The sequence below is a fragment of the Phytohabitans rumicis genome, from assembly GCF_011764445.1.
Classification (GTDB): Bacteria; Actinomycetota; Actinomycetes; order Mycobacteriales; family Micromonosporaceae; genus Phytohabitans; species Phytohabitans rumicis.
The window spans coordinates 7,634,522-7,659,146 of record NZ_BLPG01000001.1 but is presented as its reverse complement, the minus strand read 5'-3'; the positions used below and the strand labels follow the sequence as shown (position 1 = coordinate 7,659,146).

Genomic DNA, 24,625 nt, shown 5'->3' with positions numbered 1-24,625 from the left:
GGATGGATGCGCTGGACCGGTCCGCGGTGGCGCGGGACCTGCACGACTTCATCGCCCCGGCGCTGGCCGGACCGGTCGGCCCGGACGAGGACTACTTCGCGCTCGGCCTCAACTCGCTGTTCGCGATCGAGCTGGTGGTGTTCGTGGAGCAGCGCTTCGACCTCGAGGTCGAGGTGGCCGACCTCGATCTCGACCACTTCCGCACGATCTCCCGGCTGACCGCTTTCGTGCTGGCCAAGACCGCCGGCCGGGCCGGGATCCCGGCGTGACCGCCGTACTCGCTCCGCCGCCGGCCGAGCCGGCGGAGCTCGACGCCCTCGGGGCCGACCTCGCCAACGCGGCGCGCGGCGAGGCGGCCGGCTGGGACCGGGACGGCGCGCTGCCCACCGGGGTACGCCACACCGCGGCAGCCGCCGGGCTGCTCGCCCCGGACCTGCCGGTCGGCTACGGCGGACTCGGCGCCACGCCGGCGCAGCTCGGCGAGGTGTGCGCCCGGCTCGGCGGCGTGTGCAGCGCGCTGCGCGCGCTGGTCACCGTGCAGGCGATGGTCGCCGCGGCCGTGCTGCGGTGGGGCACGGCCGAGCAGCGGGTCCGCTGGCTGCCCGCGTTCGCCCGCGGTGAGCTGCTGGCCGGCTTCGCCGCCACCGAGGACGGCGCGGGCAGCGATCTGGCCGCCGTCGACACCCGCATCCGCGCCGTCGCCGGTGGCCAGCAGCCGGCCCTGGAGCTGACCGGGGTCAAGCGCTGGGTGACCTTCGGCCAGGTCGCCGACGTGCTACTGGTGCTCGGGGTGCTGGACGGCCGGCACACCGCCGTGCTTGTCGAGACCGACCGGGCCGGTGTGACCCGGCAGCCGGTCGCCGGCCAGCTCGGCCTGCGGGCCGCCCAGCTGGCCCACGTCCGGCTCGACGGTGTACGGGTCCCGGCGGCGAACCGGATCGCCCCGCCCGGGTTCGGCCTGTCGCACGTGGCGGCCACCGCGCTGGACCACGGCCGGTTCACGGTCGGCTGGGGCTGCGTGGGTATGGCCGAGGCGTGCCTGCGGGACATGGCCGAACACGTGCTCACCCGCCGGCAGGGCGGCACCCTGCTCGCCGAGCACCAGAGCGTACGGGCGCTGCTGGGTCGGGCCGCGGTGGACACCGCCGCCGCGCGGGAGCTCGCCGCCCGGGCCGCCCGGTGGCGGGCCGCCGGCGCCCCCGACGCGGTCGCCGCCACGGTCGCGGCGAAGTACGCGGCGGCGCGCACCGCCGCCTCGGTCGCCGGCGACGCCGTACAGGTCCTCGGTGCGGCCGGCTGCGCCCCGGACAGCCGGGCCGGCCGGTTCTACCGGGACGCGAAGGTCATGGAGATCATCGAGGGCTCCGCCCAGGTGGCCGAACTGCATGTCGCCGACCACCTGCTCCGGCGGGCCCGCGCGACAGTACCGGGAGGGCTGCGGTGACCACCACGGTGAAGTGCCTGGTCTGGGACCTGGACGACACGCTGTGGGACGGCGTCGTGCTGGAAGGCGACGACCCGGTGCCGTTCCCCGCCGCCGTACGCACGCTGCACGCCCTGGACCGGCGCGGCGTCCTGCACGCCGTGGCCAGTCGGGGTGAGCGCGACGCGGCCACCGCCCACCTGGCCGCGCACGGCCTGGCTCGACATGTTCACCCGGATCGAGGTCGGGTGGGGCGCCAAGTCCGCCGCCGTCGCCCAGGTGGCCGCCGACGTCGGCATCGGCCTGGACACGGTCGCGTTCGTCGACAACGACCCGCTGGAACGCGCCGAGGTGGCCGCCGCGCTGCCGGCCGTGCGCTGCCACCCGGCCGGCGCCGTCGCCGAACTGCCGGCGCTGCCCGAGTTCAGCCCCGGGTACGTCAGCGAGGAGTCCCGTCAGCGCCGCCACCTCTACCGGGTGGACGAGCAGCGCCGGGCGGCCGAGGCCGGGCACACCGGGCCGCCCGTGGACTTCCTCGCCTCGCTCGACCTGGTGATGGAGGTCCGCCGCGCCGGGCCGGCCGACCTCGTCCGCGCGCACGAGCTGACCGTACGCACCCACCAGCTGAACACCACCGGCGCCACGTTCAGCCTGGCGGAGCTGCGCGCGCTGTGCGCGTCGCCGCGGCACGAGGTGCTGGTGGCGCGGCTGCGGGACCGGTTCGGCTCCTACGGCACGGTCGGCCTGGCGGTCACCGAGCTGCGGCCGGCAACGACGGTACTGCGGCTGCTGCTGATGTCCTGCCGGGTGCTGTCCCGCGGCGCCGGCGCGGCGCTGTTGGACCATCTCGTGCACAGCGCGCTGGCCACCGGACGGCAGCCGGTGGCGGAGTTCGTGCCCACCGCGGTGAACCGGCAGATGCTGGTCACCCTGCGGTTCGCCGGCTTCGCCGTCCAGGACGACACCGGCGGGCGGTGGACGCTCGCGGTCGACCCGGCCCGCCCGCCGGCCGCACGGGCGCATCCGGTACGGGTGACGGCGGCATGAGCGAGCGCGGCGAAGCGAGGACGGCATGAGCGAGATCGTCGGAGTGGTCGGCGCCGGCACGATGGGGCTCGGCATCGCCCAGTGCCTGGCCGACGGCGGGTACGACGTGGTCGTGGTCGACCCGGCGGCCGGATCGGCGGCCGGCGTGGCGGGGGCGCTGGCCCGGCTGCGTACCGGGCTGCGCCAGGCCCGGCTGCTGGCCCCGCACCGCGTCCGTGAGCCGGTGGACCGGGTGATCGGGCGGATCAGCTGGACCGACCGGGTCGCCGGACTGGATCGGGCCGGGTACGTGATCGAGTGCGCGCCGGAACGCATCCCGCTGAAGGAACGGATCTTCGGCGAGCTGGACGCCGTCTGCCCACCGCGGGCGGTGCTCGCCTCGATCACGTCCGCCATCCCGATCGACCTGCTCGCCGCCAACACCCGCCGGCCGGACCGGGTGATCGGGACGCACTTCATGAACCCCGCGCCGCTCAAGGACACCGTCGAGGTGGTGCGGGCGCCGCGGACCAGCGCGGAGACCCTCCAGCGCACCCTCGACCTGCTCGCCGCGATCGGCAAGACCGGCATCGTGGTCGCCGACGGGCCGGGCTTCGTGATCAACCGCGTGCTGATGCTCACCGTGAACGAGGCCGCCGAGGTCGTCGGTCAGGGCACCGCCGACGCCGCGACCGTCGACCGGGTCTTCCAGGACTGCCTCGGCCACGCGATGGGCCCGCTGCGTACCGCCGACCTGATCGGCCTGGACACCGTCGTCGACACCCTCCTGGTGCTGCTCGAGTGCACCGGCGACCCGCGGTTCCGGCCCGGCCGCACGCTGCTGGAGCTGGTGCGCGCCGGCCGGTGCGGTAGCAAGACCGGCAGCGGTTTCCACCAGTACCCGCGGCCGGCCGCGATCAGCTGACAGTCCTCCGCGTAGCCAAGGCTCCCCGCACGTGCGGGGAGCCTTTGTTCGTAGGTGCCGTACCCAGATTCTTGCGAATGGGTAGGCCGCCAACAGAAATGCGGGTAGTCCGCCCCGATGTACCGACCACCGGCAACGCCGAAAGTTGTTGTGTGACAACAACTCTCCCGCAGCGGTCCGTCGACGAACGACCGCGAGCGTGCCTGACCGCCCGAAACCCGCGCGCCCGCGCCGGCCTGACCGCCCTGCTCGACCGGGCCGGTGCGCAGATCGATCCGCGGCCGGAAAAGGCGCCGCCACCGACGGTCGTGGTGGCCGCTGGTCGCAACGTCGACGAGGCCGTCGACACCTGCCCGGAGTCGTACCGGCAGGGCGACTATCCCCTCATGGTCGTGGCGGACGAGTTCTCGCCGACCGGAGTGCGACGCGCGCTGCAGGACGGTGTCCGCGTCATGCTCCTGTCCACCGAGGTGACGCCGAATCGCTTGCGCACCGCCCTGCGTTCGGCGCGGCACGGTGACGGGCGGCTGCCGTACCAGGCGCTGATCGGGTTGCTCAACCGCTCCGCGCCGCCGGTGCGGCCGATCGAGCCGCTCACCGCCCGGCAGTCCGAGGTGCTCAGCCTGATCGCCGACGGACACGGCAACGCGGCCATCGCCCGCGCCCTGTCCTGTTCGGAGCACACCGTGAAGAACGTCATCTACGACCTCATGGCCCGGCTACAGGTCAACAACCGGGCGCAAGCGGTCGCCGAAGGGATCCGGACCGGGCTCATATGAGCCTCCGGCCGGCGGAAGGACCTTGGCCATGGGCGGCCCGGTCACGGTCAACGTGATAGCACCGGATCCGGTATTGGAGTCCGGGACCATCGCGGCACTGAGCGGCTCCCCCGACGTCGCCGTGGTGACCCGCGACGAACCGGCGTCGGTCACGGTGGTCATCGGAGACGATGTCGACGACGTGATCCTCGACATCGTCCGGACCACGCGCGCCAGCAACCACCGCCCGGCGATCGTCGTCCTGGCCACGAACATGGCGCCGGCGCAGGCGCTGCAGACGATCGCGTCCGGCGCGCGCGGGCTGCTCTGGCGCCGCGAGGCCAACGGCGACCGGCTCACCCGGGCCGTCCTGGCGGCCGCGACCGGTGACTGCACCGTGTCACCGGAGATGCTCGACCGGCTGCTCGATGTGGACGGTCCGGGCCGATCGGACCCACCGGAGGGTGGCCTGAGCGAGCGGGAACGGGCGGTGCTGGCCATGGTGGCCGAGGGTCGGGAAACCGACGAGATCGCGCGGGCACTGTGCTACTCGACCCGGACGGTGACCAGTGTCGTGCACGACATCACGCACCGGTTCCGGCTCCGCAACCGGGCCCACGCGGTCGCGTACGCGCTGCGCGCCGGACTGCTCTGAGGTCGGCACCGGGAAGAACCGGCACCGGCACCTACCGGCGCTTCTCTGCCACCGGCCCGGCCGCCGGACGATGCTGGGGGAACAAGCCCCGAGTCCATAGTGGACCCCGTTGGGATACGAGGAGACCGATGACGAGCACACTGGCCGCGGCCGAACCGCTGATCGACGACTTCTCGGTCTTCGAGGAGCTGGAGTCCAACGTCCGCACGTACTGCCGGAAGTTTCCCGCGGTCTTCCACCGGGCCAAGGGCGCCGAGCTGTACACGGAGGACGCGCGGGTATTCATCGACTTCTTCTGCGGCGCCGGCACACTGAACTTCGGCCACAACAACGACTTCATCAAGCGCCGGCTGACCGACTACCTCGACGACGACGGCCTGATGCACGGCTTGGACATGTACACACAGGCCAAGCGCGAGTTCCTGACCGCGTTCGCGGACACCGTCCTGCGCCCGCGCGGACTGAGCTACAAGGTCCAGTTCTGCGGCCCGACCGGCACCGACGCCGTGGAGGCGGCGCTCAAGCTGGCCCGCAAGGCGACCGGCCGGACCGGGCTCTTCGCGTTCACCGGCGCGTACCACGGAATGTCCCGCGGCTCGCTCGCCGTCACCGGCAGCCGCAGCGCCCGTCGCGCCGGCGGGATCAGCGGGCAGGACGTCACGTTCCTGCCCTATGAGGACGGTCCACAGGGGACGTTCGACTCGATCTCGCTGATGGAGCGGTTGCTGGCCGACCCGTCGTCCGGTGTCGACGTGCCGGCCGCGGTCATCGTCGAGCCGCTGCAGATGGAAGGCGGGGTCTACCCCGCCTCGCCCGACTGGCTACGCCGGCTGCGGGCCATCACCGAGCGGTACGGCATCCTGCTCATCCTGGACGAGATCCAGGCCGGCTGCGGGCGGACCGGGCGGTTCTTCTGTTTCGAGCACGCCGGGATCGTGCCCGACCTGGTCACCGTCTCCAAGGCGATCGGCGGCTACGGCCTGCCGATGTCGCTGGTGCTCTTCCGCCACGGCCTCGACGTGTGGCAGCCCGGCGAGCACACTGGCACGTTCCGCGGCAACCAGCTGGCGTTCGTCGCCGCCACGGCCGCCTGCGACCTGTGGCGGCAGGAGGGGTTCCAGACCGGCCTGGCCACCGCCGCGAACCGCCTGGCCCAGTTCGGCCGGGACCTCGCCGCCGAGCACCCCGCCATCGCCGTCCGGGGCAAGGGGATGGCCCTCGGCATCGACCTCGCCGCGGCCGGCGGCGGCGAACGCGCCGAGCAGGTGCAGCGCTACGCCTTCAACAACGGCGTGGTGGTGGAACTGTGCGGACGCCACGACGAGGTCATCAAGATCCTGCCCCCGCTGACCATCGACCTCGCCCGGCTCGACCGCGGCCTGAGCGTCCTGCGGGACGCGCTGCTGCGGGCCGACCTGGCTGGCACCCGGTAGCCGAGGAGGCCCCACATGCCGAACCGCCGCCACCTCATCTCCCTCGACGACCTGGATGACGACGACCTGTCCTGGATCGTGCGGCGTGGTGCCTGGTACGCCTCCGGCGGACACGCCGAGCCGCTGCGCGACGACATCGTGGCACTGCTGTTCCGCAACACCTCCACGCGCACCCGGACCGCGTTCTCCGCCGGCGCGCTCCGCCTCGGGGCGCGACTGATCACGTACGGACCGGACGACCTCCAGCTGAACACCGGCGAGACCACCGGGGACACCGCGGCCGTGCTGTCGCGCATGGTGGACGTCCTCGTGGTACGCAGCGCGAACGGCGAGGAAGTGCGCGAGTACGCCACCTCCAGCCGGATGGGTGTCGTCAACGCGATGAGCGCGGCCGAGCACCCGACCCAGGCGCTCGCCGACCTCACCACGATGAGCCGGCACTTCGGCGCGGTGGACGGCCTGCGCGTGCTCTACGTCGGCGAGGGAAACAACACCGCGAGCGCGCTGTGTCTGGGACTCACCCGCTTTCCCGGCACCGAGCTGCACCTGCGCACACCGCCGGGCTACGGCGTGGCGCCGTCCTTCGTCGAACGCGCCGAGCTGCTCGCCAAGGCCAGCGACGCCCGGATCGAGCAGCGCCATGACATGGACGACCTGCCGGAGGTCGACGTCGTCTACACCACGCGCTGGCAGACCACCGGTACGACGAAACCCACCGCCGACTGGCGGGTCAGGTTCGCCCCGTTCCAGGTCAACCAGGCGGTGATGGACCGGTGTCCGGCCGCGGTGTTCATGCACGACCTGCCGGCCCACCGCGGCGAGGAGGTCACCGCCGAGGTGCTCGACGGGCCGGCGAGCATCGCGTTCGACCAGGCCGAAAACAAGTTCCACAGTGGACGATCGGTGCTGGAGTGGTGCTCCGGGCGTACTGGTGGAAAGGACCTCGACCCATGCCTGACGCGGTGATGCTGGCGGGCGGCTGGCGCCTCTGGCGCCAGTTCGCCCTGCGGGGCCCCGGCTTCCCGGCCGAGGGCGTGCTCCGCCTCGCCCCGGCGGGGCTGGGCGAGGCCGCCGACAAGTTCGGCGACGGTAGCTGCGGTGCGGCCATGTCCGGCCCCGACTGGGACGCGTTCGCGGCGTCCTTCGGGGCGGCGGCCGTGCGCACCGCGCGGTCGCTGCAACAGATCGCGGCCCAATCCGCCTTCCAGGCCGCGGTGGCCTGGCAGAACCGGACCGTCCTGGGTTCCGGCATCGCGCCGTTCCTGGCCTGGCAGCCGTCGGAGAAGGGGCGGACCAGCATGCCCCGCCAGCGCGAGGAACTCGTCGCGCAGTACTGGCAGCGCTTCTGCGTGAAGAACGACACCATCGGCTTCTTCGGGCCGGTCGGCTGGGGCCGGTTCGACGCGAGCCGCCCAGGCATCGAGGTCGAACCCGGCGACCGCCTCATCGCCGGATCCGAGGTGTACTTCTCCAGCTGGGCGATCGACGCCCTGGCCCGGACGATCGAGGCGGTCCCGGGTGTGCGGCGCTGGCTGCCGCCGCGGCGGGTGCCCTTCGTACGGGTCACCGGCGGCGAGGTCACCATGCCGGGCTGCCCGCCGGTGCCGATCACCCTTGACGCCCATCAGGTCCTGGACCTCTGCGACGGCACCCGCCTGCCCGCCCGCATAGCGGTGACGACCGGCCGGCCGCTGTCGTCCGTGCTGGAGACCCTGGGTGAGCTGCTGCGGCGACGCCTCATCGTCTGGCGGATCGAGGTGCCGACCAGCGCCCACCCGGACCGCGAGCTGCGCCGGCGCCTGGAGGCCATCGGCGAGGCGGACCTCCGCGCGGCGGCCCTCGGCAAGCTCGAAGTCCTCGAGCGCGCACGCGAAGGACTGCGGCCGATCGTGCGCGACCCGGCGGCGCTGGTGCCGGCGCTCACCGCGATGGAGTCCTCGTTCATCGAGCTGACCCGGTCGGCGGCGCAGCGGGACAAGAGCGCGAAGACCGCACCGTGCCGCGCGCTGGCCTACTCCGACTCCCGGCGCGCCGCGACCGTGCGGGTGGGGCACGCCGTCCAGGACTCCCTGGCCCCGCTGTCGCTGTGCCTGACCGCCGCCCGTTGGCTGGTCCACCGGTTCGCCGAGGTGGCACAGGACCGCATCCGTGCGGAGTACGAGAAGGTGCGCGCCGGGCGATCCACTGTAGACCTATCCGAGCTGTGGATGCGGTGCATGCCCAACCCGTACCTGGGCGCCGCCGACGACGCCGAGCGGATCAGCCAGCGAATGCGGCAACGCTGGACGGACATCATCGCCGCACCGGCCGGCGCCCGCCGGGTGCACCGCGCCAGCGCCGACATCGCCGACAAGGTCCGGGAGGCGTTCGACGAGCCCGGCCGCGGCTGGAGCCTTGCCCGGTACATGAGCCCCGACGTCTTCCTCGTCGCCTCCGACGCGGCCGCCGCGGCACGCGGCGAGGTCGACGTGGTGCTCGGCGAGATGCACGTGGGCACGAACACGCTGACCCAGTCGCTGTTCGTCATGCAGCATCCCGACGCCGCCGAGCTGTTCGCCGAGACCGACGTCGACTACCCCGGTCCGCGGCTGATGCCGATGCTGCCCAAGGAGTCCATGCTGCTGCGGTGGTCGACGCGGAACCGCCACGCGCTGATCCGCGAGCAGGACTACCTCGTCGGGCCGGTCGACTACACGGCCGCCCCGGACCGGCCGCGCACGCTGATGGGTGCCGACGTCCGCGTGGCGGAGCGGGACGGCGAGCTTGTCGCGGTGCTGCCCGACGGCACCGTCTTCGACCTGCTGGACGTGTTCGGCCACGCGCTGACCAACCAGGTGATGAACCGCTTCGCCCTGCGGCCGGTCGGCGACCACACCCCGCGCATCACCCTCGACCGGCTGGTGGTCAGCCGCGAGACCTGGCGCTTCGCGGCGGCCGACCTGGACTTCGCGGCCGAGAAGTCCGAGCCGCGGCGCTTCGTGCTGGCCCGCCGCTGGCGGGACGCACACGACGTGCCCCGGTTCGTGTTCGTCGTGTCCCCCACCGAACCCCGACCGTTCTATGTGGACTTCGACAGCCCAGTTTACGTGAACATCCTGGCCAAGGCGGCCCGCCGGCTGTACCGCGCCGACCCGGCGGCCGCGCTGACGGTCACCGAGATGCTGCCGACGCCGCAGCAGACGTGGCTGACCGACGAGCGGGGCGCCCGCTACTGCGCCGAGCTGCGGTTGGTCGCCGTGGACCAGAACGGGAGCTGACATGATCACCACATTCGTCCACGAACTCCCGGAGTACGACGTGCCCGCCGTCGTCACGCCCGGTGCCTGCCTGACGTACCGTCAGCTGGGCCAGCGGGTACGACGACTGGCCCAGGTCCTGGCCGCCCGCGGCGTCGGCCCCGAACGGGTGTGCGTGGTCGCGCTGGAACGCGGCCTCGACCCGATCGTGGCGATCGCCGCCGTCGTACGGACCGGGGCGGCGTTCCTCGCGGTGGACGTCGATCTGCCCGACCGGCGGATCGCGGCGTTCGCCCGCGGCGCCCACGCGATGGTGACCAGCCCCGGGCTGGCCGGCCGGTTCGCCGGACTCGGCCTGCCCGCACCCGTCCTGCTCGACGGCGACATCATCGACGGCGGCGTCGAATGCTCGCAGGCGGCGCTCCCGGACACGGTGGCGCCCCGGTCGCTCGCCTACGTCAGCCACACCTCCGGGTCCACCGGCACGCCGAACGCCGTCCATATCGAGCACCGGTGGCTGCACCCGTACCTGCGCTTCATCGCCCGCGACTACGGGCTCGGGCCGGACACCGTCGCGCTGCAGTTGGCGCCGCTCGGCTTCGACGCGGCGATCCGGGACACCTTCGCGCCGCTGGTGGCCGGCGGGACGCTGGTCGTGCTGCCGCGGGCCACGCTGCTGCGACCGGAGGAGCTCTTCGCCGCCCTCGGCAGGTACCGGATCAACACGATGCTGAGCGCGACCCCGTCGTACCTGAGCTTCCTGGCCGGGCAGCCGCGCGCCGCGGAGCATTTGCGGGGCCTACGCCTGGTCGCTACCACCGGTGAGGCGGTGCGGCCCTTCCTCGCCGCCGGTGGCCGGCCGCTCATCCCCGGCCGCGTGGTCAACCAGTACGGGCCGACCGAGGCCACGATGACGGCCACGCGGTTCAAGGTGCCCGCCGAGCCTGAGGCGGCCGACATCATCGGCCGGCCCATCGACGGCGTACCGGTCCGGCTGCTCGACGCCGACCTCAACGAGGTACCGCCGGGAGCCGACGGCGAGATCTGCATCGGCGGACCCGGAGTCGCCCGCGGCTACGGGGACGCACCGGCGCTGACCGCCGCGCGGTTCGTCCCCGACCCGGACGGCCCGCCCGGCGCACGCCTCTATCGCACGGGCGACCTGGCCCGCCGCCGCCCCGACGGCACCCTGGAGTTCCGCGGTCGCCGTGATCGCCAGATCAAGATCAGGGGGTACCGGGTCGACCCGGGCGAGATCGAGGGCGCCCTGCTGTCCCTCCCCGAGGTGACCGGGGCGGCCGTTACGACGGCGGCGGACCGGCAGGCCCGCCCGTACCTGGTCGCGCACCTGACCGGCGACCTGGGCGCGGTCACCGACGCCTCGCTGCGCTTTCACCTGGCCCGGATCCTGCCGCCGCACATGATGCCCCGCCGGTTCGACCGGCTGGACCGATTTCCCACGACCCGAACCGGAAAGATCGATCGGCTCGCCCTCGCCGGCGTGCACCGGTGAGCCCAGACACCTCCATCCACCGAAGGGACGCGATCATGACCGACGACACGCTCGTCGCCCCAGTCGACCTCACGGATCTGATCACCGAGGCATACCGCGAGACGCTGTCCAACGCCAGCCTCGACGCCGACAGCGACTTCTTCGAGGCCGGCGGTGACTCGCTGGCCGCCTTCCAGGTGACCGCCCGGCTGCGGGACGCCATCGGGGTCGAGGTGCCGGTGGCGCTGGTCTTCTCCTACCCGTCGCCGGCCGACCTGGCCAGCGTCGTGGCGACCGAACGGGCGTACTGAGATGGCCGCCCCGGACAACGAGATCCGGCTGGGCGGGCGGTGGCGGCTGTGGGACCAGTTCGCCCTGCGCGGGCCGGGCTTTCCGGTCGACGGCGTGCTGCGGCTGGCAGCCGAGGATCTGGCCCTCGCCGCCGACCGGTTCAACGCCGACCCGCCGCCGTCCGCGGCCGAGTGGCGGACCTTCGAGGAGTCCTATCAGGAGGCCGCGGTGAAGGCGGCGCTGACCCTGCAGGAAGTCGCCGCGTTGCCGGAGTACCAGACGGCGGTCGCCTGGCAGAACGCGGCGCTGCTGGGCCGAGCCGTACGCCCCTTCCTCAACTGGCGCCCGACCGAGAACCGGACGAGCCAGGTGCGGCAGCGCGCGGACCTGGTGGCGCACTACTGGCAACGGTTCTGCGTCAAGAACGACACCATCGGGTTCTTCGGGCCGGTCGGCTGGGGCCGGTACGACCTGGTCATCGCGAGCGCGGCCGTCGCCCCCGGCACGGGCCTGATCGATGAGTCCACTGTGTACTTCGCCAGCTGGGCGCTGGACGCCCTGGCCCGCCGCCTGGGCGACGACCCGGCCCTGCGCCCCTGGGTGGCGCCGCGCCGGGTGCCGTTCGTACGGGTGGACGGGGCGAGCGCCGCGCTCCCGGGCCGGCCGGCCATCGCCCTGGACCCGGGGCTGGCCCGCGTGCTCGCGCTCTGCGACGGCACCCGCCCGGCCGTGGAGATCAGCCGGCAGGTGGGCGGCGACGCCAGCGACGCGATCGACGAGCTCGTCCGCCGCCGGCTTGTCGTGTGGCGGCTCGACCTGCCGGCCGACGCGTACCCGGAACGCCACCTGCGCGCATGGTTGGAGCGGGTCGAGGACGTCGCGGCCCGGCAGCGCGGACTGGACCAGCTCGACTGCCTGGAGCGGGGCCGGGCCCGGGTCCGGGCGGCGACCGGTCCCGACGAGCTGTCTGCCGCGATGGCCGCGCTGGAAGGCGACTTCGCGGCGCTCGCCGACGCGACCGCCCGGGACAAGAGCGACACGACCACCCCCGGGCGCGGCCTGGCCTACTCGGACTCCCGCCGCTCGGCATCGGTCCGCCTGGGCAGCAACGTCATCGCCGCGCTGGCCCCGCTCGATCTCCTGCTCACCAGTGCGACCTGGCTCACCTCGGCGCTGGCGGACCGGATCCGCGAGCGTTTCCAGGCCGTCTACGACAAGACCGGTCCGACCGACCTCGCCTCGTTCTGGTTCGCCTGCATGCCGATCCTGCACTCCGACGCCGTCGCCGACGCCACCGAACTCCAGCGCGAGTTCTGGGCCCGCTGGGAGCGCGTGCTGAGCCTGCCCAAGGACGCCGGTCAGGTGCACCGGTCCCTGTCGGACCTGGCCGGTCCGATCCGCGAGGCGTTCCCCGCCCCGGGCGGCGGCTGGCCAACGGCGCGTTACCTCAGCCCGGACGTGATGATCGCCGCGACGAGTACCGAGGCCATCGGCCGGGGCGATTTCGAGCTCGTCCTCGGCGAACTGCACGTCGCCATCAACACCCTGGGCGCCGCGCTGTACGTCAACCAGCATCCGTCGCCCGCCGAACTGTTCGAGCTGACCGACCGCGACCATCCGCGCCCTCGCCTGATCCCGTCGACGGCCAAGGAGAACAGGGCCCGCCTGTCCACACGGATCCGGTACAGCCTGGTCCGGCCGGAGGACTACCAGGTCGCCCTCACCGACGTCACCACGGACCCCGGCCGGCCAGGCACCGTCAACAGCGCCGACGTCCTGGTCCAGGCACGGGACTCCCGGCTCGTCGCGGTGCTGCCCGACGGGGGCGAGTTCGACCTGCTCGACGCGTTCGCCCACGTGCTGACCACGCTGGTGATGGACCGCTGGCGCATCCTGCCCGAACGCGACCACACCCCCGGGTCACCGTTGGCCGCCTCGTCCTGGCCCGGGAAACCTGGCGGTTCGCATCCGGCGACCTGGCCTTCGCGGCCGAGAAGAACGAGGCCCGGCGGTTCCTGCGCACCCGCCGCTTCCGCACCGAGCACGGCCTGCCACGGTTCGTCTTCGTCACCTCGCCAGCCGAGCCACGACCGCTGTTCGTGGACTTCGACAGCCCGGTCTACGTCAACCTGTTCACCAAGGCGGCCCGCCGCCTGGCGAACCACGACGAGTCCGCCCGGCTAACCATCTCGGAAATGCTCCCCACGCCGGCGCAGACCTGGCTCGTCGACGACCGCGGCAACCGCTACACCTCGGAACTGCGCCTGGTCGCCTTCGACACCCAAACCTAGGCAGATGTCCCCGGTCCGCCTCAGCTGCGGACCGCATGCTCCCGCGGCCTCCGCTGCCACCCCCTAGCCCGTCGATCTTGAGGTTGTCATGTCCAGATGCCCGATATGGCACCTGACAACTCCAAGATCGACGGGCTAGGGGCTTGATCCGCGGGCCTAGGTGGTCAGCGACACCGAACCCAGCGGGCCGAAGGAGGCCCGCACGGTGTCACCCGGCACGAGGTCCACGGCCGCGGCCCAGGAGCCGGAGAGCACGAGCTGCCCGGCCTTGATCCCGGTGCCGAACCCGGACAGGATGCGGACAAGGCATGCCACGGACTCGGCCGGATGTCCCAGCACGGCCGAGCCTCGCCCCTCCTGCACGACGTGGCGGCTGCGCAGCTGCATCCGCGCGGCGGCCAGGTCGGTGGTGCCGGGCGGGACGCCGGCGCCGACCACGGCCAGCGCCGACGAGGCGTTGTCGGCGACGGTGTCGACGAGGCCGATCCGCCAGTCCTGGATCCGGCTGTCGAGCACTTCCAGCGCCGGCAGGACCTCCGCGGTGGCGGCCAGCACGTCGTGCGCGGTCACGTCCGGGCCGGCGACGTCCTCGGCGAACCGGAACGCTATCTCGCCCTCGACCTTCGGCGCGATGAACCGGCTCAGGTCGAGGTCCGCACCGTCGGCGAGCACCATTCTGTCGGTCAGGTAGCCGAAGTCGGGATGGTCGATGCCGAACATCGACTGGATCGCCTCGCTCGTCGCCCCGATCTTGAGTCCGGCCAGGACCGCACCGGACGCCAGGTCCATCTCGCGGACCTCGCTCTGGATGGCGTACGCGTCGGCCAGGTCGAGGTCCGGATGCCGGGTAGAGACCGGCGGCACGGCCTGAAGTGTCCGTGCCGCCGTCCAGAGTTCCCACGCGAGCTCGCGGTGCAGGGACAGCGCGGTGGTCATTATTTGACCGCCACGAAGAGCCGGGCGCCGGGGGTGCCGAGCGGCACGTACTCGGTCTTCGAGAAGCCCGCGGCCTGGAACGTGTCCAGCCACTGTCCCTCGGTCGGGAGGGTCACGCTCATGAAGCTGGCGTGCAGGTAGGTGAACAGCGCGCTGAACTTCCGCTCGGCGGGCTGGGACGCGTACGAGACCGCGTCCGCGACCGCCATGAACCCGCCGGGCGCGAGCGCGTCGCGGCAGGCGCCCAGGACGCCCTTGGCCACCGCGGCGTCCGCCACGATGTCGTGCATGACGAAGCACGCGAGCACGACGTTCGCGCCCTCGACCGGTCCCTGATCGTCCACAAGGGACTCGACCGTGCGCTCGACGACCTGGAGCCGGCCGTCCACGCCCGCGGCGACGGCGGCCTCCCGCGCCGCGGCACACGCGGCGCCGCTGCAGTCGAGCGCCACGCCGGTACGCGCCGGGTCCTGCCCCAGGAGCTTGATGAGCAACCCGCCGGCGCCGGCGCCGAGGTCTGCCACGTGGCGGGCACCGGCCGCGGCGACCCGGTCGACGATCGGTGGATAGAACGCCCGCGCGCCGATCCACCGTGAGCTGACCGCCACCCGGCGTCCGTTCCGCTGATGGGCCCGGGCGGCCGCGTCGCGGTCGACCAGGAACTCCCGCGCGTGGTCGAGGAACGGGCCGTTCGCGCTCAGGCTCCAGGACACGTATCCGGACGCGTACCGCCAGTCCGGGTAGTCCTCGGCCACCTGGAACCTGTTCGGGATCTCCGTGTCCACGACGAGTCCCGCGGCGACCAGCGCGGCCAGGTAGTCGTCGGTGCCGGCCTGCGGGAGGTCGGCCACCTTGGCCAGATCCGCGGCGCTGAACGTGCCGCCCGAGTCCAGCAGTTGGTCGACTCCGATCTCCGCGCCGATCTGCAGCAGCGCGGCGACCGCGGCCAGGTCGGCCGCGTTCTCGAGCGAGGAATGGCGTTGCATTGCTCCTCCTACACGACTTGAAGCACGACTTGATGCGAAACTGACGGCTGCTCAGACGAGGCTCAACGCCTCCTGCTCGGCGGCGAGCGACATGGCGACCTCGATGATGGTGTCTTCCTGACCCGCCACCACCCGGCGGTTGCCGAGCTCCAGCAGGATCTTGCGGGGGTCGACGCCGAAGCGGGCGCTCGCCCGCCGCACCGGCGCGGCGAAACCGGAGAACACGCCGGCGATCCCGCTGGCGATGGTGACGCTGTCGTTGGTGGGTACGTGTTTGACGAAGTGCTCCTGTGCCACGTCGGCCGCGTCGAGCGCCCCGAAGAGCTGGATGCGGGTCTCGATCTGCTCCACGTGCAGGTTCGCCGCGACGAGCTCGATCGGCGCGTTGCCCGCGCCGGCGCCGAAGCCGCGCGCGGTGACGTCCACAATGGTGGCTCCGGCCTGGACCGCCGCCATGCTGTTGACGACCGACATGCCAAGGTTGTTGTGCGCGTGGAAACCGACCTCGATGTCGAGTTTCTCGACGAGTTCGCCGACCTTTTCGCGGACCTTCTCCGGCGTGTACGCGCCGGCGGAGTCCATCAGCACGACCGCCTCGGCGCCGTAGCTCTGCATGATCCGTGCCTGTTCCACAAGTTTTGCCGCGGAGACCATGTGGCTCATCAACAGCATGCCCTTGACGGTGACGCCCATGGCCCGCAGCATCGTGACCTGCTGCCGGGTGACGTCCGCCTCGGTGCAGTGCGCGCCGACCCGCACCTCGTCCACGCCGTAGTCCAATGCGGGCTTGAGGTCGCGCTCGACGCTGGCGAACCCGGGGATGGACAGCACGCCGAGCCGGGCCGTACGCAGCTCGGCCTTGGCCGTCCGCAGCATGTCGGCGTCGCTGAGCGCGGCCATGCCGACCTGGATGGACGAGGCGCCGAGTCCGTTGCCGTGGCCGACCTCGACGACGTCCACGCCGGCGGCCTCGGCCGCCCGGGCGTAGGCGCTGATGTCCGCGCGGCCGAGTTGGTGGGCGACGGCGTGGTTGCCGTCGCGCAGGGTCGTGTCGCAGATGCTCAGTCCGCGTCGGGTTGCGCCGTTCATGACCGCCTCCGTTCCGCACGCGCCTCAGCAACCGCGATGGCGGCGCACGTGATGATGTCGAGGTTCCCGGCGTAGCGCGGGAACCAGTCTCCGCGGCCCTCGACCTCGGCCATGAGCATGATGCGGTCGCCGGTGGCCACCGGCGGGACGGCGACGCGATAGCCGGGGACGTACGACTTGATCAGCTTCTCCATCGTGTCGACGGACGCGCGCAGGACGTCCAGGTCGATGCGTTCGGTGGGCGGCACCGCGATGGTGTTGCGCATGACGATGCCGGGATCAGCGGGATTGATGATCACCACGGTCTTGGCGCGGCGTACCCCGGAGAACTCGAGGATCGCCTGCTCGGTGGTGTGCACGAACTCGTCGAGGTTGGCCCGCGTCCCGGGGCCGACGGTGGCCGAGGCGGTGGCCGTGGCGAGCTCCAGGTAGTCGATCCCCTCGGCGGCCTCCGCCATGCAGTAGGCCATCGGCACGGCCGCCTGTCCCGCGCAGGTGACCATGCTGAGGTACTGCTCGTCGAGGCAGCTGTCCAGGTTGATGGCCGGCACGCAGAACTTGCCGAGGTGCGCCGGCGTGAGGTCGACGAACGGCAGCCCGGTGGGTTCGACGATCGACCAGTGGCGGGTGGCGTCCTCCGCCGAGGTCGCGTCGAAGACCAGGTCGATGTGTTCCGCGCGGGCGAGGACCGCGTCGATGCCGTCCACGCTCGTGGGCACACCGTGCCTGTCGGCCAGCTCGATCCCGGGTGATCCGGCGCGGCGTCCGGCGAACAGGACGCACTCCAGCAGGGGGACGCCTCGACCTTCAACAGCAGGTCGGTTCCGATGTTGCCCGTGCCCACGATCGCTACCTGGAGCGGGGTCGGGCTCGCGTGTGTACTCATCCAGTCCTTCCTCTCACTGGCCGGGCCCGGCGGGCGCGGCGTCTAGTACGTCGGTGATGACGCGGGCAAGCTCGCCGACCAGCGGCGGCTTGATGACGCTGAAGTGGTCGCCCGGTACGCGGTGCACCCGCACCCCACCGGTGCAGAGCTCGTTCCAGCGGGCCAGGTAGTCCGGGTAGCTCTGGCCGGACGTCACCTCGTGCTGGCCGCTGGCGAGCTCGTCGCTCACGATGAGCTCCAGCCGCCCCGGCCAGGGACGGTGCCGGTACTCGACGTCCACCTCCATGACCTCGCGCCAGATCCGGACCGCCCGTGGCCACGAGTCCCCGACGCCGCGCTCGGGCAGCGTGATGCCGGTCTCCTCGTTGACGTCGTCGACGATGTGCTCGAGCAGGTCGAGGATCTCGCGGCGGCGTTCCGGCGTGTCCGCCTCGTCGCCGCCGGCGCTCACCTCTTCGAGCAGGTACTCGAGGCGGCGGATCAGGCCCAGCTCGCGCCAGGCGTCGGTGCGGCTGTGGATGTCCAGGCCCGGGTCGAGCAGGATCAGCGTGACGTCGTGCCCGTCCGCGACCAGCCGGTGGGCGATCTCGCTGGCGATGCCGCTGCCGCCGCACCAGCTGAACAGCCGGTACGGTCCGTGCGGCTGGGCCTGGCGCAGTTCGTTGTCGTACCGCTCGGCCATCTCGGCCGTGGTCGGGGTCCCGTTTGGATGCGGGCCCGGCCACTCGAACGCCGCCACCGGCTGGTCCGGGTGCAGGTGCGGAGCCAGGCGCAGGTACCAGTGCGCGCTGCCGCCACCGGGGTGCACACAGAACAGCGGAGGCCGGCCGTCACCCTCGCTCCGCAGCCACATCATCGCGCGGTTCGCCGCCGCCGGGTCCTGGAGTGTCGCGGCCAGCCCGGCGACGGTGCGGTGTTCGACGAACGAGCCGAACGTCAGCTCGTAGCCGTGCCGGCTGCGCAGCGTCGCGGTCAGCCGCATCATCGCCAGCGAGTAGCCGCCGAGCTCGAAGAAGTCGTCGTGCACCCCGATCCGCTCGATGCCCAGCGCCTCGCTCCAGGCGGTGGCGATGTGCCGTTCGATGTCCGAGCGCGGCGCGACGTACTCGACGTCGGTCACCGGCCGCGAGCCGTCCGGCGCCGGAAGGGCGGCCCGGTCGACCTTGCCGTTGCGCGTGTACTGGAAGTCGTCCACGGACAGGTAGTGGTGCGGGACGAGGTGCTGCGGCAACCGCTCACGCACGTAGTCGCGCAATGCGGCCGCGGACACCGCGGTCCCGTTCGCGGGGCGGGTGTAGGCGACGAGCGCGGCGTCCGGCGTGCCGGCCCGGTGCACGGCGACCACCGCGGCGGCCACGGCCGGGTGGGCGGCGAGCGCGTGCTCGATCTCGCCGAGCTCGATGCGGAATCCGCGGACCTTGACCTGGTGGTCGCGGCGACCGTGGAAGTGCAGGGTGCCGTCGGGGTCCCGGGAGACCACGTCGCCGGTGCGGTACATGCGCTGGCCCGGCCGGGACGCGTACGGGTCCGGCACGAACCGCTCGGCGGTGAGCTCCGGCCGGTTCAGGTATCCGCGCACCACGCCCGCGCCGCCGATCACGAGTTCCCCGCGTACGCCGGCGGGCAGCAGGCGCAGCTCGTCGTCGACGACGTAGGGGCGCACGTTGTGCAGCGGGAGCCCGATCGGCGGCGGTGCCGTGTCCGTGGCCCGCAGGTCGGCGATGGTGGCGATCACGGTGGTCTCCGTGGGTCCGTAGCCGTGCAGGACGCGCACGTGGCCGGCCCACCGCGCCGCCTGGTCGGCCGTGCACGCCTCGCCTCCGGTGGTCAGCACCTTCAGGCGCGGGAAGTCGGCCGGGTCGAGGCGGTCCAGCAGCGGCGGTGGCAGGGTCATGTGGGTCAGCTCGGCCGCGTGGCGGCGCAGGTCGCCGGGGTCGGTGTCCGGCGGCGGCAGCACCAGCGTGGCGCCGCTGGCGAGGGCCAGGAGGATCTCCCAGACGGAGGCGTCGAAGCTGGGCGAGGCGAACTGGAGCACCTGGTCCCCGGCCCGCGTGTCCAGGACCCGCCGCTGGGCGTGGCAGAAGTTGAGCACGCTGCGGTGGGTGACCGCGACGCCCTTGGGCCGCCCGGTGGAGCCGGACGTGTAGATGACGTAGGCGAGGTTGTCCCCGGTGAGCGGCACCGCCGGCGGGTACGCCACCCGGGGCCGCGCGTTCGCGAGGTCGGCGACCAGCACCGTCGCGGTCGTGCACGGCAGTCTCGGGGCCAGTTCGGCGTCGGTCAGCACGACCACGGGCGCCGCGTCGCGGATCATGTCGCCGATCCGCTCGGCGGGGTACGCGGGATCGAGGGGCAGGTACGCCCCGCCGGCCTTGAGGATGGCCTGCATCGCGACGATGATGTCGATCCCGCGGTGCAGGTGGATGCCGACGACCGTGTCCGGGCGGACGCCGAGCTCGCCCAGGCGCGCGGCGAGGCGGTCGGACCGGTTGTCCAGCTCCGCGTAGGTGAGCGTGGCGTCGCCGTGCCGCACCGCCACGGCGGTGGGTGCGGCGGTCGCGCGCCGGGCGACGAGCTCGTGGATGAACGGCGCCGCCGCGAACCGCTCGACCGGCTGGTGTGCCTCGACCGCCCAGGCCCGGTCGGCCTCGCTCAGGCCGATGTCCGTGTCGCCGTCCGGGTCGGCGGCCATCGCCTCCAGCACGTGCCGGTAGGTGCGGGCCAGCAGTTCGAGGTACGGCCGGTCGATCTGCGCGGGCCGGGCACCCAGCCGCAGGATCCCGGGGAACGTCCACACGTCGAGCCCGATGCTGCCGGGGCTGAAGTCGTCGATCATCTCGACCGACTCGGCGCGGCCGTCGAGGACGTGGAAGTCCAGGTACGAGAAGCCCACCCGCAGCAGCGGCGTGCCGTTGCCCCACTCCCGTTGCATGGACGGCAGCGGGTAGCGGCGGTGCGGCCAGAGGCGGGCCTCGCCGGCGAAGACGGCCTCGACAAGGGCGCGCCACGTACGCGGGGAGGTGTCGGCGGCGAACGGCACGGTGTTGAGGAACATGCCGAACACCTCGTCGCCGCGCAGCCGCTCGGGCCGGCCGTTGCACAGCAGGCCGCTGTGGAACGCCTGCCGGCCGGTGACGATGCTCAGCACCTTCAGGTGCGCGGCGTGCAGCACGCTCTTCAGTGAGGTGCCGGCGGCGGCGGAGAGCCGGCGCAGTCCGGGGCGCAGGTCGGTCCACGGCACTTCGACGATGTTCGCCGGGGCGTCCGACTCGGTGCCCCACTCCGGTGGGAGCTCGATCCGGTCCGACCCGGTGACGGTTTCCGCCCAGAAGGCGCGGTCCGCGGCCGAGGCGAGGGACTCGCGTTCGCGGGCGATGAAGTCGGCGAACCGTACCGTCGGCGGTGGTGGCAGCGCCGGCCGCTCGCCCCGGCGCAGCGTCCGGTACAGCGACACGAACATGGCCAGCGTGGAGGTGTGGCTCCAGCCGTCGAGGATCGCGTGGCTCTCCGAGTGGGTCAGTCGCCAGTCGGAGTCGCTGAGCTGGTGTACGTGATAGCGCAGCAGCGGGGCGGTGGTGATGTCGAAGGGCTTGGTGCGCTCGGCCCGCAGGTACGCGCGGACCGTCTCCTCCTGCTCGTCGGCCGGCAGCCCGCGCAGGTCGTCGTAGCCGATCGGCAGGTCGACCGACGCGTGGACCAGTTGCATCAGCTCGGAGTAGCTGGACAGGTCGAACGACGTGCGCAGGATCTCGTGCCGGTCGGTGAGCAGCCGGCCGGCTTCGCGCAGCGTGTCCAGCGAGAAGGGCAGCGGGTCGCTGATCCGGTAGCACGACACGTTGCGGTAGACCGGCCGGTCGCCGCCGGACAGCATCTCGAAGAGCATGCCCGCCTGGTTCTGGCTGATCGGATAGGCGTCGGCGAGCCCGTCCGGCAGGAGGCGCCGGTCCGCCTCGCTGACCAGCGCGAACCGGTCGACGGTCGCCTCCGCTTCCTCGGCCGGCTCGGCCGGGACGACGACGCCCTTGAGGTCGGCCACGCTCTGGTGGGTGAAGAGGTCCTGGACCGACACGCCGAGGCCGGCCGCGCGCAGCAGCCCCACCATGCGGATCGCCCGCATCGAGTCGCCGCCGAGCAGGAAGAAGCTGTCCGTGACGCCGACGGTGTCGATGCCGAGCGCCACGCCGAACGCGTCGGCGATCCGCTTCTCGATCTCGTCGCGCGGGGCGACGTAGCTGTCATCGGCTCCGTCGCGTACCCGGTCGGGTGCCGGCAGGGCCCGGCGGTCCACCTTGCCGCTGGCGGTCAGCGGCAGGGTGGGCAGGATCGTCCAGCGCGCCGGGACCATCGCGTCCGGCAGGCGCTCCAGCAGGTACGCGCGTACGAGGTCGACGGTGTCCGGGCCGACCAGGTAGCCGACCAGCTGCTCGTCGTGGACGGCAACCGCCGCCGCGGTGACGCCGGGCGCCTCGTGCAGCACGGCCTCGACCTCGCCGAACTCGATGCGCTGACCACGGATCTTCACCTGGTGGTCGATCCGGCCGAGGTACTCGATGCCGCCGTCGGGGCGGTAGCGCGCCAGGTCACCGGTGCGGTAGAGGCGCCGGCCCGGGGCGGTGGCGAACGGGTCGGGGACGAACCGTTCGGCGGTCAGCGCGGCCCGGCCGAGGTAGCCCCGGGCGAGTTGCACGCCACCGATCAGCAGTTCGCCGGGCACACCGAGCGGCGTGGGCTCCAGGCTGGGGTCGACGATGTAGGCGGTGGTGTTGGCGATCGGACGGCCGATGGTGACCGGCTCGCCGGGCTCGCACCGCACCGCGGTGACGTCGACGGCGGTCTCGGTCGGACCGTACAGGTTGTGCAGCTCGCATCCGACCTGCTCGTGCGCCCGGTCCGCCAGCTCGGCCGGCAGCGCCTCGCCGCTACAGATCATCCGCCGCAGGGACGGCAGCGGCCCGACGGGCTCGGCCAGGAAGGCGCGCAGCATCGAGGGTACGAAGTGGACGGTGGTGATCCTCTCGTTCCGGATCACGCCGGCCAGGTAGGCCGGGTCGCGGTGTCCACCTGGTCGGGCCAGGACCAGCGTCGCGCCGGTGACCAGCGGCCAGAACAGCTCCCACACCGACACGTCGAACCCGATCGGTGTCTTCTGCAGCACGCGGTCCGAGGCGTCGAGCCGGTAGGCGTCCTGCATCCACAGCAGGCGGTTGACGATCGCGGCGTGCTCGATCAGGGCGCCCTTGGGCTGGCCGGTCGACCCGGACGTGTAGATGAGGTAGGCGGCGTGCTCGGGCGTGATCCCGCCGGACGGTACCGGATCGCCGCCGCCAGACGCATAGTCCACGGTGGACATGAAGTCTTCGGTGATCACCAGGTGGGCGCCGGAGTCGCGCACCATGAAGGCGCGGCGCTGCGCCGGCAGGTCCGGCTCCAGCGGCAGGTAGGCGGCGCCGGCCTTCAGGATCGCCACCAGGGCCCGCATCAGGTCGAGACCGCGCGGCAGGCAGACCGCCACGATGGACTCCGGCCCCACTCCGGCCTGGCGCAGGCGCCGCGCGAGCACGTCGGCCTCGGAGTGCAACCGGCGGTACGACAGCTCCTCGGCGCCGAAGCGCAGGGCGACCGCGTCCGGCGTGCGGGTCGCCTGCGCGTCCAGCAGTTCGGTCAGGGTCGCGGCCGGATAGCTCGTCTCGGTGTCGTTCCAGTCGACCGTCAGCTGGCGCCGCTCGGCCGGGCCGAGCAGCGCCAGCCGATCGACGGGTGCGTGCGGCGCGGCGGCCGCCTCGGCCAGCAGCTGGCCGTAGTGCAGTGCCATGCGCTCGATGGTTTCCTGGTCGAACAGCGAGGTCGCGTAGTTGAAGCCGACCCGCACCGACCCATCGGGGCGCTCGGCCACGGCCACGGTCAGGTCGAACTTGGCGCTGCTCTCGCCGACCGGTATGCGCTCGATGTGCAGTCCGGCGGTCTCGGTGGTGGTCGTCACCGCGTCGTCCCACACGAACATCGTGGAGAACAGCGGATTGCGGGACGGGTCCCGCCCCGGGACAAGTTTTTCGACCAGCCACTCGAAGGGCAGCTCGCGGTGGTCGTGCGCGTCCAGCGTGGTGTTCCGGACCCGGTCCAGAAGGTCCACAAAGGATGGACTGCCGGACACGTCGGTGCGCAGCACCACGGTGTTGAGCAGCAGGCCCACCATGTCCTGCACCTCGGGCCGGTCGCGGCCGGCGATCGGGGTGCCGACCGCGACGTCGGTCTGACCGGTGTAGCGGTACAGCAGGACCACGAAGCCGGCCAGCAGCGCCTGATACGGCGTCACGCCGCGCGACAAGGTGAGCCGGCGCAGCGCTTCGGCGGTCGGCGTGGCGAGCTCGAAGGAGTGCAGCGCACCGGCGGAGTCGCGTACCGGTGGCCGGGGGTGGTCGGTCGGCAGCTCCAGCGGGCTCAGCCCGGCCAGCCGCTCGCGCCAGTAGGCAAGCTGGCGCTCCAGCCCGGCCCGGGACCGCGCCGACCGCTGCCACACCGCCAGGTCGGCGTACTGGATCGGCAACGGAGGCTCCTGCGCCGGCCGGCCGGTGACCGCGGCGCGGTACCGGCTGGCCAGCTCGGCGATGATGACGCCCTCCGACCAGCCGTCGGTGGCGACGTGGTGCACGGTCAGCAGCAACGCGTGCTCCTCACCGGTCAGCCGGACCAGGGTGGCCCGCAGGACGGGGCCGGTCGCCAGGTCCACCGGGCTCCGCTCGGACGTGGCGAGGGCGGCGATGCGCCGCTCGCGCTCCGGCGGGGTCAGATCGCGCAGGTCGACGACGGCGACGGGCACCGGCCCCGGCTCGTCGACAACCTGCACCGGCTCGCCGGCCACCAGCTCGTAGCGGGTGCGCAGCACCTCGTGGCGGGCGACGATCCCTTCGATCGCGGTCGTCAACGCGGCCGTGTCCAAGCTGCCGCGCAGCCGCAGCGCCGTCGTCATCAGGTATTCCGTGCCACCCGGTCGCATCTGGTCGAGCAGCCAGAGCCGGTGCTGGGCGTAGGAAAGCGGGACGGTGTCGGGCCGGACGGTGGGCGCGATCCCGTCGTCGGGCGCCGGCGTGGCCTCGCCCCGCAGCCGGCGGCGCACCAGCTCGGCCCGAAGTGCCACCCGGTCTAGGGTCTCGGTCATAGCTCAACCTCCTCGGTGCCAGCCTCACCATCCGCCGGCCCG

The 24,625-nt window shown here is 72.6% G+C and carries 16 protein-coding genes and 2 pseudogenes; 13 read left to right on the top strand and 5 right to left on the bottom strand.

Annotated elements, in window-relative coordinates; genetic code table 11:
* Positions 1–2 precede the first annotated feature (2 nt).
* The 13 genes and pseudogenes from Prum_RS34865 to Prum_RS55920 form a co-directional block, all read left to right on the top strand.
* On the top strand, positions 3–269 hold the full coding sequence (locus Prum_RS34865) for an acyl carrier protein (RefSeq protein WP_173080556.1): 267 nt from the start codon (positions 3–5) through the stop codon (positions 267–269).
* Positions 266–1,444, top strand: coding sequence for an acyl-CoA dehydrogenase family protein (locus tag Prum_RS34860; protein WP_173080554.1), 1,179 nt, complete (start codon positions 266–268; stop codon positions 1,442–1,444). The genes Prum_RS34865 and Prum_RS34860 overlap by 4 nt, the downstream gene beginning before the upstream one ends.
* Positions 1,445–1,597: 153 nt before the next feature.
* Positions 1,598–2,470: a hypothetical protein gene (locus Prum_RS34855; protein ID WP_218577484.1), complete on the top strand. Its 873-nt coding sequence runs from the start codon at positions 1,598–1,600 to the stop codon at positions 2,468–2,470.
* Between the two features lie 25 nt (positions 2,471–2,495).
* Positions 2,496–3,374 (top strand): 3-hydroxyacyl-CoA dehydrogenase family protein, encoded by an 879-nt coding sequence (locus Prum_RS34850; protein ID WP_173080552.1) that lies wholly within the window; start codon positions 2,496–2,498, stop codon positions 3,372–3,374.
* Positions 3,375–3,526: 152 nt separating this feature from the next.
* A complete protein-coding gene (locus tag Prum_RS34845; RefSeq protein ID WP_173080550.1) occupies positions 3,527–4,153 on the top strand; it encodes a helix-turn-helix transcriptional regulator in 627 nt (208 codons plus the stop codon).
* Positions 4,154–4,181: 28 nt separating this feature from the next.
* Positions 4,182–4,787, top strand: a complete 606-nt coding sequence (locus Prum_RS34840) for a response regulator transcription factor (protein ID WP_173080548.1) — start codon at positions 4,182–4,184, stop codon at positions 4,785–4,787.
* Positions 4,788–4,915: 128 nt separating this feature from the next.
* On the top strand, positions 4,916–6,220 hold the full coding sequence (gene ectB, locus Prum_RS34835) for a diaminobutyrate--2-oxoglutarate transaminase (RefSeq protein WP_173080546.1): 1,305 nt from the start codon (positions 4,916–4,918) through the stop codon (positions 6,218–6,220).
* A 15-nt stretch (positions 6,221–6,235) separates the two neighbouring features.
* Entirely contained in the window at positions 6,236–7,186 is a 951-nt protein-coding gene (locus Prum_RS34830) for an ornithine carbamoyltransferase (protein ID WP_173080544.1), read from the top strand.
* Complete coding sequence (locus tag Prum_RS34825) at positions 7,171–9,477, top strand: lantibiotic dehydratase (RefSeq protein ID WP_173080542.1); 2,307 nt, start codon at positions 7,171–7,173, stop codon at positions 9,475–9,477. The genes Prum_RS34830 and Prum_RS34825 overlap by 16 nt, the downstream gene beginning before the upstream one ends.
* A gap of 4 nt (positions 9,478–9,481) precedes the next feature.
* Positions 9,482–10,969 carry an amino acid adenylation domain-containing protein gene (locus tag Prum_RS34820; RefSeq protein WP_371871400.1) on the top strand — a complete coding sequence of 496 codons (1,488 nt, stop codon included), beginning with the start codon at positions 9,482–9,484 and terminating at the stop codon, positions 10,967–10,969.
* Between the two features lie 35 nt (positions 10,970–11,004).
* Positions 11,005–11,259 (top strand): phosphopantetheine-binding protein, encoded by a 255-nt coding sequence (locus tag Prum_RS34815; protein WP_173080532.1) that lies wholly within the window; start codon positions 11,005–11,007, stop codon positions 11,257–11,259.
* A 1-nt stretch (position 11,260) separates the two neighbouring features.
* Positions 11,261–12,994, top strand: a pseudogene (locus tag Prum_RS34810) (lantibiotic dehydratase); the annotation flags it as partial.
* Between the two features lie 128 nt (positions 12,995–13,122).
* Positions 13,123–13,311 (top strand): annotated as a pseudogene (locus tag Prum_RS55920) (lantibiotic dehydratase); the annotation flags it as partial.
* Between the two features lie 375 nt (positions 13,312–13,686).
* On the opposite strand, the gene Prum_RS34805 reads toward Prum_RS55920, so the two are convergent.
* The 5 genes from Prum_RS34805 to Prum_RS34785 form a co-directional block, all read right to left on the bottom strand.
* Positions 13,687–14,466 carry a 2-keto-4-pentenoate hydratase gene (locus Prum_RS34805; RefSeq protein WP_173080530.1) on the bottom strand — a complete coding sequence of 260 codons (780 nt, stop codon included), beginning with the start codon at positions 14,464–14,466 and terminating at the stop codon, positions 13,687–13,689.
* Complete coding sequence (locus tag Prum_RS34800) at positions 14,466–15,452, bottom strand: methyltransferase (protein WP_173080522.1); 987 nt, start codon at positions 15,450–15,452, stop codon at positions 14,466–14,468. The genes Prum_RS34805 and Prum_RS34800 overlap by 1 nt, the downstream gene beginning before the upstream one ends.
* A gap of 51 nt (positions 15,453–15,503) precedes the next feature.
* Positions 15,504–16,541 carry a 4-hydroxy-2-oxovalerate aldolase gene (gene dmpG, locus Prum_RS34795; protein ID WP_173080520.1) on the bottom strand — a complete coding sequence of 346 codons (1,038 nt, stop codon included), beginning with the start codon at positions 16,539–16,541 and terminating at the stop codon, positions 15,504–15,506.
* Positions 16,538–17,278 carry an acetylating acetaldehyde dehydrogenase gene (locus Prum_RS34790; protein WP_246278661.1) on the bottom strand — a complete coding sequence of 247 codons (741 nt, stop codon included), beginning with the start codon at positions 17,276–17,278 and terminating at the stop codon, positions 16,538–16,540. Before Prum_RS34790 ends, dmpG begins: the two co-directional genes overlap by 4 nt.
* Positions 17,279–17,440: 162 nt before the next feature.
* Positions 17,441–24,583 (bottom strand): non-ribosomal peptide synthetase, encoded by a 7,143-nt coding sequence (locus tag Prum_RS34785; RefSeq protein WP_173080518.1) that lies wholly within the window; start codon positions 24,581–24,583, stop codon positions 17,441–17,443.
* Positions 24,584–24,625 lie beyond the last annotated feature (42 nt).

Coding starts and splice junctions, on each gene's coding strand:
- Prum_RS34865 (WP_173080556.1), top strand. CDS start 3: ATGGATGCGCTGGACCGGTCCGCGGTGGCGCGGGACCTGCACGACTTC.
- Prum_RS34850 (WP_173080552.1), top strand. CDS start 2,496: ATGAGCGAGATCGTCGGAGTGGTCGGCGCCGGCACGATGGGGCTCGGC.
- Prum_RS34840 (WP_173080548.1), top strand. CDS start 4,182: ATGGGCGGCCCGGTCACGGTCAACGTGATAGCACCGGATCCGGTATTG.
- ectB (WP_173080546.1), top strand. CDS start 4,916: ATGACGAGCACACTGGCCGCGGCCGAACCGCTGATCGACGACTTCTCG.
- Prum_RS34830 (WP_173080544.1), top strand. CDS start 6,236: ATGCCGAACCGCCGCCACCTCATCTCCCTCGACGACCTGGATGACGAC.
- Prum_RS34825 (WP_173080542.1), top strand. CDS start 7,171: ATGCCTGACGCGGTGATGCTGGCGGGCGGCTGGCGCCTCTGGCGCCAG.
- Prum_RS34815 (WP_173080532.1), top strand. CDS start 11,005: ATGACCGACGACACGCTCGTCGCCCCAGTCGACCTCACGGATCTGATC.
- Prum_RS34805 (WP_173080530.1), bottom strand. CDS start 14,466: ATGACCACCGCGCTGTCCCTGCACCGCGAGCTCGCGTGGGAACTCTGG.
- Prum_RS34800 (WP_173080522.1), bottom strand. CDS start 15,452: ATGCAACGCCATTCCTCGCTCGAGAACGCGGCCGACCTGGCCGCGGTC.
- dmpG (WP_173080520.1), bottom strand. CDS start 16,541: ATGAACGGCGCAACCCGACGCGGACTGAGCATCTGCGACACGACCCTG.
- Prum_RS34785 (WP_173080518.1), bottom strand. CDS start 24,583: ATGACCGAGACCCTAGACCGGGTGGCACTTCGGGCCGAGCTGGTGCGC.